Origin of the sequence: Cupriavidus sp. Agwp_2, from assembly GCF_040784895.1 — a bacterium.
Lineage (GTDB): Bacteria > Pseudomonadota > Gammaproteobacteria > Burkholderiales > Burkholderiaceae > Cupriavidus.
In genome coordinates this window covers 1,993,638-2,010,360 of record NZ_CP088084.1, presented here as the reverse complement: position 1 = coordinate 2,010,360, position 16,723 = coordinate 1,993,638, and the positions used below count along the sequence as shown (strand labels likewise).

Here is a 16,723-nt window from a genome sequence, read left to right as displayed (position 1 = left end):
GTATCAGTGTCCGAGGATGCGGTCGATGCTGGCCGCCGCGTCATAGGTGCGGGCCAGCACGTCCAGGTAGCGGATGCGCGCCTGGAACAGGGTGCGCTGGGCATCCAGCACATCGAGGAAATTGAACTTGCCGGCCTCGAACCCGCGCGAAGCGGCGGCATACGCCTGTTCCGCCGCCGGCAGCACCGAGCCCTGCAGCGTCTGTGCGGCTGCGCGCGACACCGACAGCTGCGTCGACGCCAGCTGCAGTTCATTGGCCAGGCGGATGCGGTTGGCGGCATGCACATCCTGCGCGCGGTCGGCCCGGCGCAGCGTCGCGTACAGGTTGCCCTGGTTGCGGTCGAACAGCGGCAGCGGGATCGCTACGCCCAGCACGGCCATGTTGCGGTTGGCCTCGTTGTCGCGCTTGGCGCCGAGGCTGACGGTGACGTCGGGGTACTGGCGGCTGCGCGCCACCGCCACTTCAGCGCGGCTGCGTTCGGCGGAGAGCCGGCTGGCGGCCAGCAGCGGCGAGTCTTCCAGCGCGGTCTCCAGCGCCGCGGGCGCGGGGCGCGACGGCAGCGCGTCGAGGTCGCCTTGCGCCTGCGCGAAGCGCGGCGCGGCGTTGCCCCACAGGGCGGCCAGCGATTGGCGCGCCGACTGCAGCGCGCCGGTGGCCTCGGCCAGTTCCAATTCGGCGTTGGCCTGCTCGACCTGCGCACGGGTCGCTTCCAGCGGCGCAACCTTGCCGGCGGCGACACGGCGCGAGGCGGCCTGCGCCGCGCGGCTGGCGATGCCGACCGAGCCCTCGGCCAGCTTGATGCGCTCCTGCGCGACCAGCACGCCGAAAAAGCGCGCGATCACCGCCGCGCGCAGCCCGGCGCGTACGCCGCCCAGCTCGGCCTGCGCCAGCTCGCGGCCGCGCTCGGCCACGCCGATGCGGGCAGCGCGCTTGCCGCCCAGTTCGATCGGCACGTTGAACTGGCCAGTGGTCGAGCGCGTGGCGCGGCGCGTGTCTTCCATCGACACCGCGAGCTCGGGATTGGGAATCACACGCGCCTGCGTCAGGTCGCCCTCGGTGGCGTCCAGCTCCTTGCCGGCGGCGGACAGCGCAAAGCTGCCGGCTTCGGCCAGCGCCAGTGCGGCGTCCAGCGTCAGGGAGCCGGGTGGCTCTGACACGCCCACACCGGCGGCGTAAGGCGAGGGTGTGATGGCGGATGGTGGCGTCTGGGCGACGCCGGCAAGCGGGCTGGTCAGGATGGCCGCCAGCCCCAGCGGCAGCAAAAGTCTTCGCATCGAATTGCACCAGGAAAGAAACCGGGGAATTCGGCGAGACGCCTGAGTTCAGGAAATCATCGAGAAGTCAGGAAAGCGGGTAGCGTCGTCTCGCCGGCTAGGCGAGACGGGGCCACTGCGGGCGGTCGGGGGCCCTGGCGCTGTGGGAGGAGAAGCCCGGTTGCGGTGGGGCCTGCGCCTGTTCGACGTGCTGGCCGGCCTGCATGTGCGGCGCGTCGGCGCGTGCGAACGGCAGCGAGGCGATATGGCAGACGCCGCAGTCGGGATCGGCGATGCCCAGCGTGTCGCCATCGGCGTCGGCCTTGGCCGCATGCTGGCCGGCATCGGCTTTCTGCTGGGGATGGTGCTGGTGCTCGTGATGCCCCAGATGCGCCTTGGCCGCCGCTGCCACCTCATGCCGGCAATACGCTGCCGCCCCCGCCCAGGCAAACTGGAGCGGCAGGATCAGCGCGAGGAGGATGAGGAGCAGGCGTTGCATGTCGGGAATGGCGGCGAGCCGCAAGTTTAACCGAGGCTGGCCGGTGATCACGCGACGAGCCGATTACATTTGCGTCATGACGTAACAGGGGCACGTCGGCCAAAGCAATGTCAATTTATTTGAATGACTTATCCATACAGATCCCTCTTTGCGCTCGATCAAGACTTCTATAGTTCGTTACATGAACGGCACGCACACGACGCAGAACGTTCTGCCAAATTCAACGAACAATACTGGAGAAATCTCATGACCAAGACCGCCCGCTTTGCTTCCGCCCTGTTCCTGTCGCTGGCCGCCCTCGGCGCCGCGCAAGCCGCCACCGCTTCCGAACGGCTCCCAGGCGACAAGTATGGTTATGAGTTCCGCTCGCACGATGCCTTCACCGATGGCGCCCGCACCGGAAAGCCCGATCCGTATGTGGACGGTGCCCGCACCGTGGCAGGACTAGACCGCAGCGGCGTGTCGGCGGCACCGGCGCGCAGCTTCGACCCGTACAGCGAAGGCAGCCGCGTGGGTGGTTTCGATCCTTACGGCGAAGGTGCGCGGGCGTAATTGCCGTCGGTTTGCTCCCCTCTCCCGCTTGCGACGCTTGCGGGAGAGGGGACGGGGGAGAGGGGAGCCTTTGCCAAGGGTGTCAGCTGGCGTTCGGCGCAATGATGTGCGAACACTGACTACTGACAAAGGTGTTAATCCTCCCGCCCCATTCGCCGCATCGCCTCCCTCATGGTCCGCATCTGCGCGCTGAATACGGTGCAGGCTTCGCAGATCGCCAAATGGCTGCGCACGCGCAGCCGCTCCATCCACGACAACGGCTGGTCCAGACCCTTCATGGTCAGGTGGTGAACCTCTTCGCAGTCCGGCAGCAGGCGGCGGGCGGGGCGGTCGGGCATGGTGGTGGTTGCCGAGGGTTAGGTGGAGGAAGTCGCTGACAAGGCCGTTCAGCCCTTGCCGGCAGCGCCACGCTGCCCGAACCAGTGCAGTTCCAGGCATGCGCGCAGCCGCATGCGGGCCCGGTACAGCATGGCCCATGCATTGGTCGCGCTGATCTGCAAGACCTGACAGATTTCTTCGGTATCCAGCTCCAGCCACTCGCGCATCATGAACAGCCGGCCCAGCCGCGGCGGCAGCCGGTCGACGCATAGCTGCAGGATTTCGAAGAATTCGCGGCGCTCGAAGGCGCGCTCGGGATCGCCCCAGTCGGAAGGCGGATCCTGGTAGTGGCCGTTGCGCGTGAACAGCGCATCCAGCGCCTCCTGCTCCGATGGCGCCTCGCCGTCCTCCGGCGCCACCAGCGCCAGCCGCACCTCGCGCCGCCCGCTGCGCAGGCTGTCGATCAGCTTGTGCTTGAGGATGCCGACCAGGTAGGTGCGCAGCGACGACTGGCCGGCAAAGCGTTCCGGGTGCTCCAGCACGGCCAGCAGCGTCTCCGACACCGCGTCTTCCGCCAGCACTTCATCGCGCAGCTGCAGGCGCGCAAAGCGCAGCAGGTAGGGCCGTAGGGCCTGCAGTTCGGCAGGATCGAGGCTCATGGGGGCGCGTCCGCGGCGTGAGGGATGCGCCATCATACCGCCGGGCCCGCTTCCGGGCACGCGCTTCAGTTCAGCCCGCGGAACTGCCCGCACAAGCGGAACACATCCTCGTTCAGCGGCACCTCCCGCGCGAGGGCATAGCGCGTGGCCAGCTTGAGCAGCTCCTTGATATCGCGCCCGCTGGCCTTGGGGTAGGCCCGCAGCAGCGCCTCGACCAGCCCGTCGCCCAGCTCGGCGCCGAATTGCGCCGCCTGCAGCCGCCACAGGCGCCGCGCATCGTCCTTGCCCGGCGTTTCGTAGTGGATGGTGGCGATGCAGCGCGACAGGATGGCATCGTCGACATCGCCGATGCGGTTGGTGGTCATGAACAGCAGGCCGTTGAAGTACTCCAGCGTGCGCAGGAACTCGGCGACGATGGCGTTGTGCTCGAGGTCGTTGTCGCGGCAGCGGATATAGACGTCGGCTTCATCGAGCAGCAGGATCGCGTTCCAGCGCATGGCGCGCTGCAGGATGCCGCTCAGGCTGGCGCCAACCGACGCCGCCGTGGTGCCGAGCTGTCCCGAATGAACCCGGTACAGCGGCTTGCCGACGACCTCGGCATAGATCTCCGCGGTCAGCGTCTTGCCCAGCCCCGGCGCGCCCTGGCACAGGATGGTGGTGCCGCCCGACTTGCCGGGCACGAAGTCAGGCACCAGCACGTCCATGTGCGAGGTCAGGATATCGATCAGGTCGCGGTGGTGGTCCGGCAGCACCAGCTTGTCGCGCAACCCGGGCTGGTAGCGGTATTCGGACAGGTGCTGTACATGCACCCAGAGATTGCGGTGCCACTCCAGGTGGAAGAGATGCACGTAGCCGTGCAGCGGCACCGCCTCGAAGCCCGCTTCCACCCCGGCCTCGCGCCAGAACGATGCATCGCAGCTCATCTCGAAACGGCGCGCGAGCCGCTCCTCGTCATTGACGCAGCGGGCCGCCACGCCGTCGGGAACGCGCGTCAGCTCGGCCGCGCCCTTGGCATCCAGCGACCACGCCGGCCCGCTGGCGACAAACTGCGCGCCGAAGCGCTGCTGGTAGCGCACGAAGCGCTGCGCGTGGCGCTCGTACTCCTGCCGGAACTCGGCGCACTCCTTGTAGAAGCCGAACTCCGCCAGCAGATCGGGAATGGAGCGGTTGGCGATGTCGTCGCGCGTGATCACCATCGACGTGGTCATGCCGGCGCGGCGCTTGTGGTGGTCGGTCAGCTCGGAGTTGGCTGACTGCATGGTGTTGGCCAGCAGGTCCACCACCACGTACGGCATGCCCTGGTCGGGCGCCACGTAGCGCATGCGCCGTACCAGCCAGGGCAGCAGCACGCCGTCACGGTTGCGCTGGTAGAGCCAGCCGTCGATGGCATCGCGCGACAGGTAGGCCACCAGCCCGCCGATCAGCTGGTCCAGCGCCGGGATGACGCGCGCCTGTGGCGCATTGTGGATATTGTCGAGCGCCAGCATCTGGAACATCAGCGCGCGCTGGTTCTGGCTCTTGCTCAGCGTGTAGAGCGAGTTCAGCGCCTGCGCGTCGAACAGCTTGCTCGACACCAGCATGTCGCCGTGGCACACGCCGTGCTCCTGCAGCTGGCGGGCCAGCGGCGTGCCCGTGCCGATCATGGCGAGCAGCGGGTGGATCAGCGCTTCCGGAATCTCGAAATCCATCGAACACACTCCCGTTGGCCGTGCGCCCCGGGCGGGACGCCGCGGCGATTCACTGCAGGAAGAACGCGATGGCCTGCTCCACCACCGGCGGGTGGATGACATGCAGGCCATCGAATTCCACGTACTCGACCGCGTAGCCGGCGGCCCTGAGCCTGGCCGCATGGGCGCGGCCGCTGGTGGCGATGGGCAACTGCTCGTCGTCGCGTCCGTGCGCGACGAATACCTTCGGCGCGCCTTCCTGCATGAACACCGACATGAAGCCGCCGGAAAACGCCAGCACGTGGCTGGCAATGTCGCCATTGGTGATGCCGACCGACAGCGCGTAGCTGGCGCCATCGGAGAAACCGGCGAAGCCCACACGATCGCGGTCGATGCGGTAGCGCGACGCGACTGCGGCCAGCGCCCGGTGCAGGCGTTCCAGGTCCGGGCCGTTGCCGCCGATCACGATGTCCCAGGTCGGGTAGAGCGACTGCGGCGCCAGCACCAGGAAGCCGTGCCGCTGCGCATGGGGCTCCAGGTGCGGCAGTACCTTTTCGGCATGGCCGCCGGCGCCATGGAACATCACCAGCAGCGGCACCGGCGCACCGGCATCCAGGCCCTCGGGCACGAACAGCACCGCATCGCGCTCGGCCGCCACGGCCAGCCCGTGGCGGCCCGCCGGCAGCGGTGCGGCAGCCGGGCCGGACCGATCGGCGCGGTGCGCCGGATCATCGAAGGTGAAAGACAGGCGACCGAACAGGGAGGGATCGAGCATGGTGGCGGGGGATCCTGATGCGCTGGCGGGCTGAAAGTGCAGCGTCTGCGTCACTGATATTTTGTATATTACATACAAACGATATCTCGCGCCACCACCCGTCCGAGTGCCTGAATATCGATATGGGCTTTCCTTCGTTCCCCCGCCAGTCACCGTTCCCTATGCTGGGCCCCTGCGATTTTGATACGGAGGAATCACCCATGAACGCACCGCTGGCCATCGATGCCCCGCATGCCCGGCATGCGCTGCGCGCCGCGCTGGAAGGCGTACCGGCACTGGCCGGGCAGATAGGCACCGATGCCGCCGCGCGCGAGGCGCAGCGCCTGCTGCCGCATGACGGCTTTGCCCTGTTCCGCCAGTCCGGCCTGGGCCTGCTGCGCATCCCCGTGGAAAGGGGCGGGCTGGGCGGCTCGCTGGTCGACCTGTTCGAAGTGATCGCCTCGATCGCGGCCGAGGAATCGAACGTGGCGCACGCGCTGCGCATCCACTTCGACCAGACCGAATCGCTGCGCCTGTCGCCGCGCTCGGCGTTCAACGATCTGCAGGTGCAGCGCATCGTGGGCGGGGCCATCTTTGGCGGCGCCTCGACCGAGCGCGGCACCGCGCGGCCGGGCGAGATCACCACGGCGCTGCGGCGCGACGGCGCGCACTACCGCGTCAGCGGCAAGAAGTACTACTCGACCGGCACGGCCTTTGCCGACTATGCCCGCATCAACGTGCAGGACCCCGACGGCGAACCGGTCTTCATCATCATCCCGACTGACCGTCCCGGCTTCAGCGTGATCGACGACTGGGACGGCATGGGCCAGCGCATGACCGCCAGCGGCAGCCTGGTGCTCGACGACGTGCCCGTGCTGGCCGACGAAGTCGCGCGGCGCGGCAACACCACGCTGGTCGGCCGCCATTGCGGCGCGCTGCGCCAGCTGCACCTGGTGGCGGTGGCCGCCGGCATCGTGCGCAACGCATGGGCCGACGCCACGCGCTATGTGCGCGAGCACGGCCGCCCGGTGCTGCACAGCCCGGCGCCCACCGCGCGCGAAGACCACTTCATCCAGCAGGTGATCGGCGACCTGGCCGCGCACAGTCACGCCATCGACGCGCTGGTGCGCGAAAACGCGCGCGCGCTTGACCGCTCCGCCGACGCCTTGCACGTCGGCGCCGACGATGCCGAGGCACTGGTGCTGCAAGCCGCGCTGGCCACCGCGCAGACCCAGCTGGTGGTCAGCAAGCTGGCGCTGCATGTGGGCGAGCGCATGTTCGAGGCCGGCGGCGCCTCGGCCACGTCGCGGCAGCACAACTTCGACCGCCACTGGCGCAACCTGCGCACGATCTTCAGCCACAACCCGCTGCTGCACAAAGGACGCGTGGTGGGCGCCTACCACCTCAACGGCGAGACCACGCACCTGACCGAAGGCCGCGTGTTCTGACGCGCCGCGTCCGGAGACCAACCATGACAGCAAGCACCCCGCAGCGCCAGCTGCACCTGAACATCAACGCGCTGCATTCCGGCTTCGTGCCATCGGCCTGGCGGCTGCCGGACAGCAACGTGCGCGCCTTTGTCGACGTGCAGCACTACGTGCGCCTGGCGCGTATCGCCGAAGCCGGAAAGTTTGACGCCATCTTCCTGGCCGACAATGCGTCGATCGCCGACCAGATCTACTTCCGCCCGATCACGGCGCTGGAACCGACGCTGCTGCTGGCCAGCGTGGCGGCGGCCACCACCCATATCGGCCTGGTGGCCACGCTCTCGACCAGCTACAACGAGCCCTACAACATCGCGCGGCGCTTCGCCACGCTGGACCATCTCAGCGGCGGCCGCGCCGGCTGGAACGTCGTCACCACCGCCGACGCGGGCTCGGCGCGCAACTTCGGCCGCAGCGCGCCGATCGAGCATGGCCAGCGCTATGCGCGCGTGGACGAGTTCACCCGCATCGTCAAGGCGCTGTGGGACAGCTGGGAAGACGACGCCTTCGTCGGCGACAAGGACGCCGGCCGCTTCGTCGATCCCGGCAAGCTGGCGCCGGTGGCACACCAGGGCACCTTCTTCGACGTGCATGGCCCGCTGAACCTGCCGCGTCCGCCGCAGGGGCACCCCGTGCTGTTCCAGGCGGGCGGCTCGGCCGATGGCCGCGAACTGGCCGCCCTGCATGCCGAGGCGGTGTTCTCCGCGTCGCAGTCGTTCGAGGAAGCGCTCGCCTACAAGCGCGAGATCAACGCGCGCGCCGAGGCGCACGGGCGCGGGCCGCATGCCGTGAAGATCCTGCCGGGCCTGACCACCATCATCGGCGCCACCGAAGCGCAGGCACGGCAACGCCGCGACGAACTGGTCGAGCTGATCCCGTGGGACTACAGCCTGAACCGCCTGGCCGGCACGCTCGGCATCGCGGTGGAGCGCCTGCGCCTGGATGCGCCGCTGCCAGCCGAGATCGCGCTGCCGGCCGACGGCAACCACACCTTCTTCCGCGCCACGCTGGCGCTGGCGCGGCGCGAGCGGCTGACGGTGCGCGAGTTGATCCGCGAGCTGGCCGGCGGCGGCGGTCATCGCGTGATCGTCGGCACGCCCGAGCAGATCGCCGACGATATCGAGCACTGGTTCCGCCACGGTGCCGCCGACGGCTTTAACCTGATGCCCGATGCGCTGCCCGACGGGCTGCAGGATTTTGTCGACGGCGTGGTGCCGATCCTGCAGCGCCGCGGCATCTTCCGCACCGGGTACGAAGGCGCGACGCTGCGCCAGCATCTCGGCCTGCAGCGGCCGGCCGGACGCACGGCGGCACGCGCGGCGGCTTGAGCGGGCTTGAGCGGGCTTGAGCGGGCTTGAGCGGACAAGCCGCGCCATCGGGCGCGGCGAGCGCTTCGGCATCATCGGCCGCAGCGGCGCCGGCAAGTCGACGCCGCTGCGCACCATCAACATGCTGGAGCGCCCCGACGCCGGCCAGGTCCGCATCGACGGCGCCGACATCGGCGCGCTCGATGAAAACGGGCTGGTGGCGCTGCGCAGGCGCATCGGCATGATCTTCCAGCACTTCAACCTGCTCTCGGCACAAGACCGTCTTCGACAACGTGGCGCTGCCGCTGCGCGTGGCCGGAGTGCCGCGCCAGGAGATCGGCGCGCGCGTCGGCGAACTGCTCGATCTGGTCGGGCTGTCGTCCAAGGCGGATGCCTACCCGGCGATGTTGTCGTCAGTGCTGGTCAATATGTTCCGCTCGATTCCGTTCATCATCCTGCTGGTGGCAATGCTGCCGGTGACGCGGATGATCGTCGGCACCACCATGGGGACATAGCGATGGCTTTCTCCCCTCTCCCGCTTGCGCTTGCCTTTACCCACAACTTGCGGCGGCTTACTCGTCTTTCTGGAAGATCCGATACATTTCGGTGATTTCGTGCAGGGCGAGGAAGCCGCGCCAGAGGACGGTGGCTCCCGGGGGATCGTCGTTTTTGCGACCCAGGTAGCCACCGAGCTTGGCGATCCAAAGGACCGCGTCGCTGAGTTTTGGCGCCTCTTCCGGTGGCTTGGTTGTGCCGTGCGTGCGGCAGTACAAGGCCCGCCATTCGAGCGGTTGCAGTAGCACCGAGCAAGGGATATCGGCTTCGAGCCGGCCCAGCATGGTCGCGTACATAATGCGCCAGCCGATCACGGCGAACAGCGCCGTAGCACGTAGGAACCGCTCCAGCGTCCCGAACTGCCGCGCTTCGATCTGGCAGCCACTCTTCAGGACACGATGCCAGGATTCAATGGTCCAGCGCCGGGCATACCAGCTCAGTCGCTCCAGCGCATCTTCCAGCGTTTGGGTAGGCATTGAACTGAGCAACATCCATTCGAGCGGCTCAACGCCTTGGGGCGGCTCGATCTCCAGCGCGTGAATGGCAAACACTTCGAGACTCGGTAGATCCTCTGCACCGCGGCTGCGCGGCGGTCGCAGTTGGACGGGCACACAACGCAAAGCCAGTCGGGCGCTACGCGCCTGCCTGGCGCCGCTCCTGGGCACGTGCAATACGGTCTCTCCAAGTACAGGAGCCGCAGCAACCGTCTCCCACAGATACTTCTCTGGGTGGTCCACGCCTCGATTCCAGGCGGCCCGCACCAACCAGTCCACCCCCGCTGGGCGCGGCGCCAGGAACACGTCGTACACATCGCCCTCGCGATCGCTGACGGCAACAAGGTGCGTGTCCGGACACTGCATCTTGAGCGGCTCAAGGCATTCCAGCCCCTCCAGCCACTTCACGCTTTCCTTGTCACGAATGGACAGCGCCCGGCGCTGCCCGGCCTTGCCCGATGCTTGCGGCGCACGCACCCACGTCTTCATGCTCAACACGCCCAGTGGCAGGCCTTCAGGCGTCACCGCCAGCACGCTGTGCAACATGAATCCGTGCAAATTGCCGCCCGTGCCGTGACCAAGTCCCTCAGTCGCGGGCAAATTTGCCAGATTGAATTCCGTGGTGTCCTGCACCGCCAGTACGACAGGTACCCGCTGCATGCGACCCACGGTTTGAGCGACGTGGCTCGCCAGGATTCCGTCCGGGTCGACCGCCTCATTATCAAAGAAGCGATATGCCGCCTTGAGTTGGGCACCACTCAAGGCCTGCGGGAACGAAACATGGGCTTTTTGCGCCAGTCCGCGCGCCAATGCCACAAGGCGCTGCGTGCGACGCGCATCGCCCAATTGTGCGCCACTGAATTCGTCGCTGGCCCAGTCTTCGAGATCTTCCGTATCCGGCAAAATTGCCACCACTGATTGTCAACTTCACACGAAGTTAACACCGTCCAATCCGGTTTACAACCTTTCCAATCGAGATGTGGGTAAAGGCAAGCGCTTGCGGGAGAGGGGCCGGGGGAGAGGGCTGGCGCGTGCCAAGCATGAAGACGCTTTACTTCGTGGAGACTCCTGCTTTCTCCCCCGCCCCTCTCCCATAAATGGGAGAGGGGAGATAACATTCGGCATGCGGGCGCATCAGGCCGCTGTCGCCGCAATCGCCGCAATCGCCGGGACCGCCGGGACCGCCGCCAGCAACTCCCGCGTGTACGAATGCCGCGGCGCCGCCCAGATCTGGTCACGATCCCCAGCTTCCACCAGCTGCCCGTCCCGCATCACCAGAACGCGATCCGCGATATAGCGCACCACCCCCAGATCGTGCGAGATAAACAGGCACGCCAGCCCGTATTCCGCCTGCAGATCGGCCAGCAGGTTCAGCACCTGCGCCTGCACCGATACATCCAGCGCCGACACCGGCTCATCGCAGACCAGCAACCGTGGCCGCACCACCAGCGCGCGCGCAATGCCGATGCGCTGCCGCTGCCCGCCCGAGAACTCATGCGGATAGCGCTCCAGCGCCGCGGCCGGCAGGCCGACGCGTTCGATCATGGCCAGCGCGCGTTCGCGACGGACGTGGCGGTCGCGCACGCCGTGGATCTGCAGCGCGTCGCCGAGCAGTTCGCCCACGGTCTTGCGCGGGTTCAGCGAACCGTAGGGATCCTGGAACACCAGTTGCATGGCGCCGCGCCATGGGCGCATGTGGCGCCGGTCAATTGCAGCAAGGTCAGTGCCGTCGAACTCGATGCGGCCGTGTTCGTGGTCGGCCAGCCGGAGCACGGCACGTGCCAGCGTGGACTTGCCGCAGCCGGACTCGCCCACCAGCGCCACGGTCTCGCCCGGGGCGATCTCGAACGATACGCCGCGTACCGCATGCGTCTGGTGCGCGCCGTTGCGATGCACTACGTGCAGGTCGTCGATGCGGATCAGCGGCGCCGTGGCGGTCGCCGCCGCTGGTGCGCGCAGTTCCGGTTGCGTCAGCCGGAACGCGGCGGGCGTACCGTCGGCGCGCCGCGCCACGCGCAGCTCGGGCAGGCGCCCGGTGCGGAAATGCGGCGCCTCGCCGTTGCCGTGCGCGGTGCTCAGCGAAGCGCCAAGCAGCGCCCGGGTATAGGGATGCGCCGGCTGCCTGAACAGCGCGTCCGTCGCCTGCTCTTCCACCTTGATGCCGTCATGCATCACCGCCACGCGGTCGGCCCAGCGCGACACCACGCCCAGGTCGTGCGTGATCAGCAGCATCGCCATCGACAGCTCGCGCCGCAGCGTGTCGAGCAGTTCCAGGATCTGGGCCTGCACCGTAACATCGAGCGCGGTGGTAGGCTCGTCGGCCACCAGCAAGCGCGGCGAGCAGGCGATCGCGATGGCGATCATCACGCGCTGGCGCTGCCCGCCGGAAAGCTGGTGCGGATAGGCGTGGAAGCGCCGCGCCGGCTCCGGCATGCGCACTTGTTCGAGCAGTTCCAGCGCGCGTGCGGCTGCGGCGCGCGCCGACAGGGGCTTGTGCAGCCGCAACGCCTCCACGATCTGCGCGCCCGCGGTCAGCACCGGGTTCAGCGATGTCATCGGCTCCTGGAACACCATCGACACGGCATTGCCGCGCACCGCGGTCATGTCCCGCTCGGACAGCGGCAGCAGGTCGCGCCCTTCCAGCAGGATGCGGCCGCTGGCCTGTGCAGATGCCGGCAGCAGGCGCAGCAGCGCCAGTGCGGTGGTCGACTTGCCGCAGCCCGACTCGCCCACCAGCGCCACGGTTTCGCCCTGGCGGATGTCCAGGTCGAGGGCGGACACCGCGGGCCGTCCGGCGCCCGGGTAGCGGATGGTCAGGTCGCGCAGCGAAAGCAGGGATTGCGTCATCATCGGTCGGGATTCATGTGGCGGCATGCACCTCGGCGGCCAGCAGTTCCGGCTCGACCTGGATTTCCAGCGCCTCGTTGAAGCGCGCGAAGAACGCGCACAGCGCCGCGCGCAAGGTCAGCTCGACCACCTGCGCCTCGGAGAAATGTTCGCGCAGCTTCCCCACCAGCGTGTCGGTGACGCGCTGCGTGGTGACCTGCACGGTGTAGTCGCGCACCAGCCGCTCGACCGGATCCAGCCCGGGCACGTCGGGTTCGAGGATATTGGCCACGGTGTCCGCATCCACGCCCAGCGCTTCGAGCCGTGGCTCGTGATGCGTGATGCAGTAGTGGCAGGCATTGAGCCGCGATGCCGTGACCAGCACGATCTCTAGATGCCGGCGCGTGATCAGCGCATCGCGGGCGGAGTCGAGCAGCAGGCCGAACAGGTGCTCGACGGCGGGCGGCCGGTGGCCGAGCACCTTGAGCATGTTGCCGAAGGCGCCGTACTCGCGCTCCACGCGCCCGTACACGGCGCGGGCATCATCGGGAAGGCGGGAAGCATCGATAGGGTTGACGCGGGCCAAAAGGATTCTCCTGAAGGGAAGGCATAAGGGAAGGCATAAGGCCGCGCGGGCCACCTCAGCGGCTCTCGCGCGGATCGAAGACAGCGGCAAGCCCGTCGCCGATCAGGTTCAGTGCCAGCACCGTGATGCCGATGGCCACGCCTGGCAGCACGCAGACATACCAGTCGGTGCGCAGCACTTCGCGCCCGGCGCCGACCATGTTGCCCCAGCTCGCCACGTTGGGATCGCCCAGCCCGAGGAAGGCCAGGCTCGATTCGGTCAGGATCGCGGTGGCGACCATCAGCGAGGCCGACACCAGCACCGGCGTCAGCGTATTGGGCAGGATGTCGTGGACGATGATGCGGGCGTTGCTCGCACCCAGCGCTTCACTGGCGAGCACCATGTCGCCGTGGCGCAGGCGCAGCACTTCGGCGCGCACCAGCCGCGCCAGCGCCGGCCATGAGGTGATGCCGATCGCCAGCGCGATGCTGGTCACCGACGGCTGCGCGATGGCGACGATGGCGAGCGCGAACAGGAACGACGGGATCGTCTGGAAGAACGTCGTGAGCGCGCCGAACACGCGGTCGGCCCGGCCGCCGTAGAAGCCCGCGGCGATCCCGCCCGCCACGCCCAGGGCGACCGCCAGCGCGGTCGAGACCGCGGCGATCAGCAGCGACGTGCGCGCGCCGTGGAACAGGCCCGCGGCGATATCCCGGCCGAGCATGTCGGAACCGAACGGGAAGGCACGGTCGTGCCCCGGCCACAGCAGTGGCTCGGTGGCCATGTCGAGCGGATCGCCGGGATACAGCCAGCCCGCGCTTACGGCAGCGGCCAGCACCACCAGCAACAGCACGCTGCCGGTAAGCGCGCTCGGCGACGACCACAACCGGCGCCACGCGCCGCGGCGTGGCCGCGGCAGGGCCGGGGCACCGGCATTGGATTCGCCGGCCACCCCGGCCGGCAACGCTTGATAGGACGAAGACACTTCAGTACTCCTAGCGCGGCAGCCGGATACGCGGGTCGATGCGCGCGTAGACCAGGTCGACGATCGCGTTGACCGCGATCACCACCACGGAGCTGCACAGCAGGATGCCGAGCAGCAGGTTGTAGTCGCGCTGGTAGAGCGCGTCGAAGGCGGTGCGGCCCAGTCCCGGCCAGGAGAACACGGTCTCGACCACCACCGCGCCGCCGATCACCGAACTGGCCTGCACGCCGACCATCGTCACCAGCGGCAGCAAGGCATTGCGCAGCACGTGATGGGTCAGCACGCGGCGGCCGGGCGCGCCCTTGGCGACCGCGGTGCGCACAAAGTCCTGGCGGCGCATCTCGATCATGCTGGCGCGCATCAGCCGCACGTAGACGGCCATGTAGAACAGCCCGAGCGTCACCGCCGGCAGCAGCAGGTGCCGCAACACGTCCAGCGCGTAGGCCCAGCCGGTCAGGCCCGATTCGACCGTGAACATGCCGCCCACCGGCAGCCAGTCCAGCCACACCGAAAACACCAGCACCAGCATCAGCCCGATCCAGAACAGCGGCGTGGCAAAACACAGCAGCGCCAGCGACGAGATCACCGTATCGAGCAGGCGCCCGGCGCGGGCGGCCGCCAGCACCCCCAGCGTGGCGCCGGCGACCACCGCGAAGGCGATGCTCGCGCCCATCAGCAGCAGCGTGGCGGGCAGCCGCTGCAGGATCAGGTCGAGCACCGGCATGCCCTGGCGGAACGAAAAGCCCAGGTCGAGCTGCGCCAGGTGCCAGAGATACTTGCCCAGCTGCACCCACAGCGGCTGGTCCAGCCCGAACTGCGCGCGCAGCGCGGCCAGGTATTCCGGCGTGGCGGCGCCGGCTTCGCCGGCCAGCACCTGCGCGGCGTCGCCGGGCGCGAGCCGCAGCAGGAAGAAGTTGACGACGGCCATCGCCGCCACCACCCCGGCCGCCTGCAGCAGCCGCTGCCAGGCGGGCGTGCGCGAGCTCGTGTGCGCAGCCATCGGTCAGCGTGCCCCGTCGGCCTTGCCGGCGGTGGCAACCGTTGCATTACCGCCCGGCGGCACGGCAAACCACGCGTGCTTGAGCGACGCGTAGACCTGGTCGACACCGCTGACGGTATCGCGCAGCTGTGCCGACTGCACCGTGAAGAAGCGCAGCTCCAGCAGCGGCACCGAAGGCAGGTCGGTCTGCACCACGCTCTGGAACTTCCTGAACAGCTCCACGCGCTCGGCCTGGCTGGGCGAGCCCTGGGCCTGGTCGATCAGCCTGTTGGCCTCGTCGCCGCGATAGCCCGAACCGTTCGACCACGGGATGTTCTTGCCCACGGTATCGGCGCGGTAGGCGCGGGTGACGCCCACCAGCGGGTCGGCAAAGCCGGCGAACCAGACCACGGCCAGGTCGAAGTCGCGGTCGCCATAGACGCGCCGGGTATAGGTCGGCGTGTCCTGCGTGCGCACGGTGACGTCGATGCCCACGCGCTTGAGCGCCTGCTTGATGTACTCGGCGCTGCGCTTGTAGTCGTCGCCGTACGGCAGGTAGTCGATCTGGACCTTGAGCCGGTTGCCGTCGGCGCCGCGCTTGAGGCCGGCCGCGTCGAGCAGCGCCTCGGCCCTGGCCGGGTCGTAAGGGTACCTGGGCACATTGCCGTTGAAGAACTGGCCGAGCGTCGACACTACCGGGCTCACCGCCGGCTTGCCGAAGCCGAACCACACCACCTTGTTCAGTGCATTCAGGTCGATGGCATGCGCCAGCGCCTGGCGCACGCGCACATCCTTGAAGTACGGCCGGTCGACGTTGACATCCATGAACAGCCACGGCGACAGCCAGTCATAGCCGCGCGTCTCCAGCTTGAGCGACGGCAGCTGTGCCAGGCGCTGCGCATCCTTCAGCGGCACCGGGTTGAACGGCGCGTACTGCGCCTCGCCCTTCTCCAGCGCGGCGGCGCGTGCGCTCGCGTCGGGGATGACCTTGAAGATGATCTTGTCCAGGTAAGGCTTGCCCTTGTCCCAGTAGTTGGGATTGCGCTCCAGCACGATGTAGTTGCCCTTGCTCCATTCCTTGAAGACAAAGGGACCGGTGCCGACCGGCTTGTTGTTGTACGGGTTGTTGAGGATGTCGGTGCCTTCATACAGGTGCCTGGGCAGCACCTGCGCGCCGTTGCTGTTGAGCGAGCTGAGCACGGCCAGCGATGGCTCCGAGAAGCGCAGCACCACGGTCAGCGCATCCGGCGTGTCGACCTGCGTGACCTTGCCGAACAGGATCTGGTTGCGCGGATGGAGCTTCTTCCACACGTTCTCCAGCGTCCATTTGACGTCCGCGGAGGTGAACGGCTTGCCGTCGTGCCATTTGACATTCGGGCGCAGGTGGAAGGTGAGCGTCTTCGAGTCCTTCGAGATCTCCCAGCGCTCGGCCAGCGCCGGCTTGAGCTTGAAGTCGTTGTCGTATTCGATCAGGCCGTCAAAGACGTTGGCGCTGAAGAAGCCGGTCGGCGCGGCGGAATTCAGCGCCGAGGTCAGGATCACGGGCTCGGGCTGGATGATGGTGGTCAGCGTGCCGCCGGCGCGGGGCTTGTCTGCCGAGGCAGCGGGCGCGGCGCTGGCTTGCGAGGCGGCGCCAAGCAGGCCCAGGGTAAGCACGGCAGGCAGCAGCCACGCAAGCGGCGTGGCCGGCCGGAAGGTCCGGAGGAAGTTCGTCATGGTGGCTCGAAGCAGGACCGCGGCGCCTTGCGGGCGCCAGGGCAATGGAAGTCGCGGAACGACAGGGACCCCCAATATATGAAACGCGTTGCGCGCAGCGAACGAAGGT

15 protein-coding genes and 1 pseudogene are annotated in these 16,723 nt (G+C 68.1%); 4 read left to right on the top strand and 12 right to left on the bottom strand.

Annotated features, from left to right (window positions below):
- Window positions 1-3: 3 nt before the first annotated feature.
- Window positions 4-1,275, bottom strand: coding sequence for a TolC family protein (locus LPA45_RS26805; protein WP_116319066.1), 1,272 nt, complete (start codon window positions 1,273-1,275; stop codon window positions 4-6).
- Between the two features lie 97 nt (window positions 1,276-1,372).
- Window positions 1,373-1,804, bottom strand: coding sequence for a cation efflux protein, CzcI family (gene czcI / locus LPA45_RS26800; protein WP_376790659.1), 432 nt, complete (start codon window positions 1,802-1,804; stop codon window positions 1,373-1,375).
- Between the two features lie 195 nt (window positions 1,805-1,999).
- Here czcI and LPA45_RS26795 point away from each other — a divergent pair, with 195 nt between their 5' ends.
- Entirely contained in the window at window positions 2,000-2,305 is a 306-nt protein-coding gene (locus LPA45_RS26795) for a hypothetical protein (protein ID WP_116319068.1), read from the top strand.
- Between the two features lie 134 nt (window positions 2,306-2,439).
- Here the strand turns inward: LPA45_RS26795 and LPA45_RS26790 are convergent, their stop codons facing one another.
- The 4 genes from LPA45_RS26790 to LPA45_RS26775 all read right to left on the bottom strand — a co-directional run bounded on the left by LPA45_RS26790 (window position 2,440) and on the right by LPA45_RS26775 (window position 5,724).
- Window positions 2,440-2,643 carry a zf-HC2 domain-containing protein gene (locus LPA45_RS26790; RefSeq protein WP_116319069.1) on the bottom strand — a complete coding sequence of 68 codons (204 nt, stop codon included), beginning with the start codon at window positions 2,641-2,643 and terminating at the stop codon, window positions 2,440-2,442.
- Window positions 2,644-2,691: 48 nt separating this feature from the next.
- Complete coding sequence (locus LPA45_RS26785; RefSeq protein ID WP_116319070.1) at window positions 2,692-3,282, bottom strand: sigma-70 family RNA polymerase sigma factor; 591 nt, start codon at window positions 3,280-3,282, stop codon at window positions 2,692-2,694.
- A gap of 65 nt (window positions 3,283-3,347) precedes the next feature.
- On the bottom strand, window positions 3,348-4,970 hold the full coding sequence (locus tag LPA45_RS26780) for an ATP-binding protein (RefSeq protein WP_317924556.1): 1,623 nt from the start codon (window positions 4,968-4,970) through the stop codon (window positions 3,348-3,350).
- Between the two features lie 49 nt (window positions 4,971-5,019).
- Window positions 5,020-5,724, bottom strand: coding sequence for an alpha/beta hydrolase (locus LPA45_RS26775; protein WP_317924557.1), 705 nt, complete (start codon window positions 5,722-5,724; stop codon window positions 5,020-5,022).
- 200 nt (window positions 5,725-5,924) lie between these two features.
- Here LPA45_RS26775 and LPA45_RS26770 point away from each other — a divergent pair, with 200 nt between their 5' ends.
- The 3 genes and pseudogenes from LPA45_RS26770 to LPA45_RS26760 form a co-directional block, all read left to right on the top strand.
- Window positions 5,925-7,151: an acyl-CoA dehydrogenase family protein gene (locus LPA45_RS26770; protein WP_317924558.1), complete on the top strand. Its 1,227-nt coding sequence runs from the start codon at window positions 5,925-5,927 to the stop codon at window positions 7,149-7,151.
- A gap of 23 nt (window positions 7,152-7,174) precedes the next feature.
- Window positions 7,175-8,515, top strand: a complete 1,341-nt coding sequence (locus LPA45_RS26765) for an LLM class flavin-dependent oxidoreductase (RefSeq protein ID WP_317924559.1) — start codon at window positions 7,175-7,177, stop codon at window positions 8,513-8,515.
- 46 nt (window positions 8,516-8,561) lie between these two features.
- Window positions 8,562-8,907 (top strand): annotated as a pseudogene (locus tag LPA45_RS26760) (ATP-binding cassette domain-containing protein); the annotation flags it as partial.
- Window positions 8,908-9,066: 159 nt separating this feature from the next.
- On the opposite strand, the gene LPA45_RS26755 reads toward LPA45_RS26760, so the two are convergent.
- The 6 genes from LPA45_RS26755 to LPA45_RS26730 all read right to left on the bottom strand — a co-directional run bounded on the left by LPA45_RS26755 (window position 9,067) and on the right by LPA45_RS26730 (window position 16,614).
- On the bottom strand, window positions 9,067-10,458 hold the full coding sequence (locus LPA45_RS26755; protein ID WP_271815723.1) for an IS4 family transposase: 1,392 nt from the start codon (window positions 10,456-10,458) through the stop codon (window positions 9,067-9,069).
- Between the two features lie 219 nt (window positions 10,459-10,677).
- Window positions 10,678-12,393, bottom strand: coding sequence for an ABC transporter ATP-binding protein (locus LPA45_RS26750; protein ID WP_376790658.1), 1,716 nt, complete (start codon window positions 12,391-12,393; stop codon window positions 10,678-10,680).
- Between the two features lie 10 nt (window positions 12,394-12,403).
- Window positions 12,404-12,955, bottom strand: a complete 552-nt coding sequence (locus LPA45_RS26745; RefSeq protein ID WP_116319075.1) for a carboxymuconolactone decarboxylase family protein — start codon at window positions 12,953-12,955, stop codon at window positions 12,404-12,406.
- Window positions 12,956-13,010: 55 nt separating this feature from the next.
- On the bottom strand, window positions 13,011-13,886 hold the full coding sequence (locus LPA45_RS26740) for an ABC transporter permease (RefSeq protein ID WP_376790682.1): 876 nt from the start codon (window positions 13,884-13,886) through the stop codon (window positions 13,011-13,013).
- A 43-nt stretch (window positions 13,887-13,929) separates the two neighbouring features.
- On the bottom strand, window positions 13,930-14,919 hold the full coding sequence (locus tag LPA45_RS26735; protein WP_317924682.1) for an ABC transporter permease: 990 nt from the start codon (window positions 14,917-14,919) through the stop codon (window positions 13,930-13,932).
- 3 nt (window positions 14,920-14,922) lie between these two features.
- On the bottom strand, window positions 14,923-16,614 hold the full coding sequence (locus LPA45_RS26730) for an ABC transporter substrate-binding protein (protein WP_317924684.1): 1,692 nt from the start codon (window positions 16,612-16,614) through the stop codon (window positions 14,923-14,925).
- Between the last annotated feature and the right edge of the window lie 109 nt (window positions 16,615-16,723).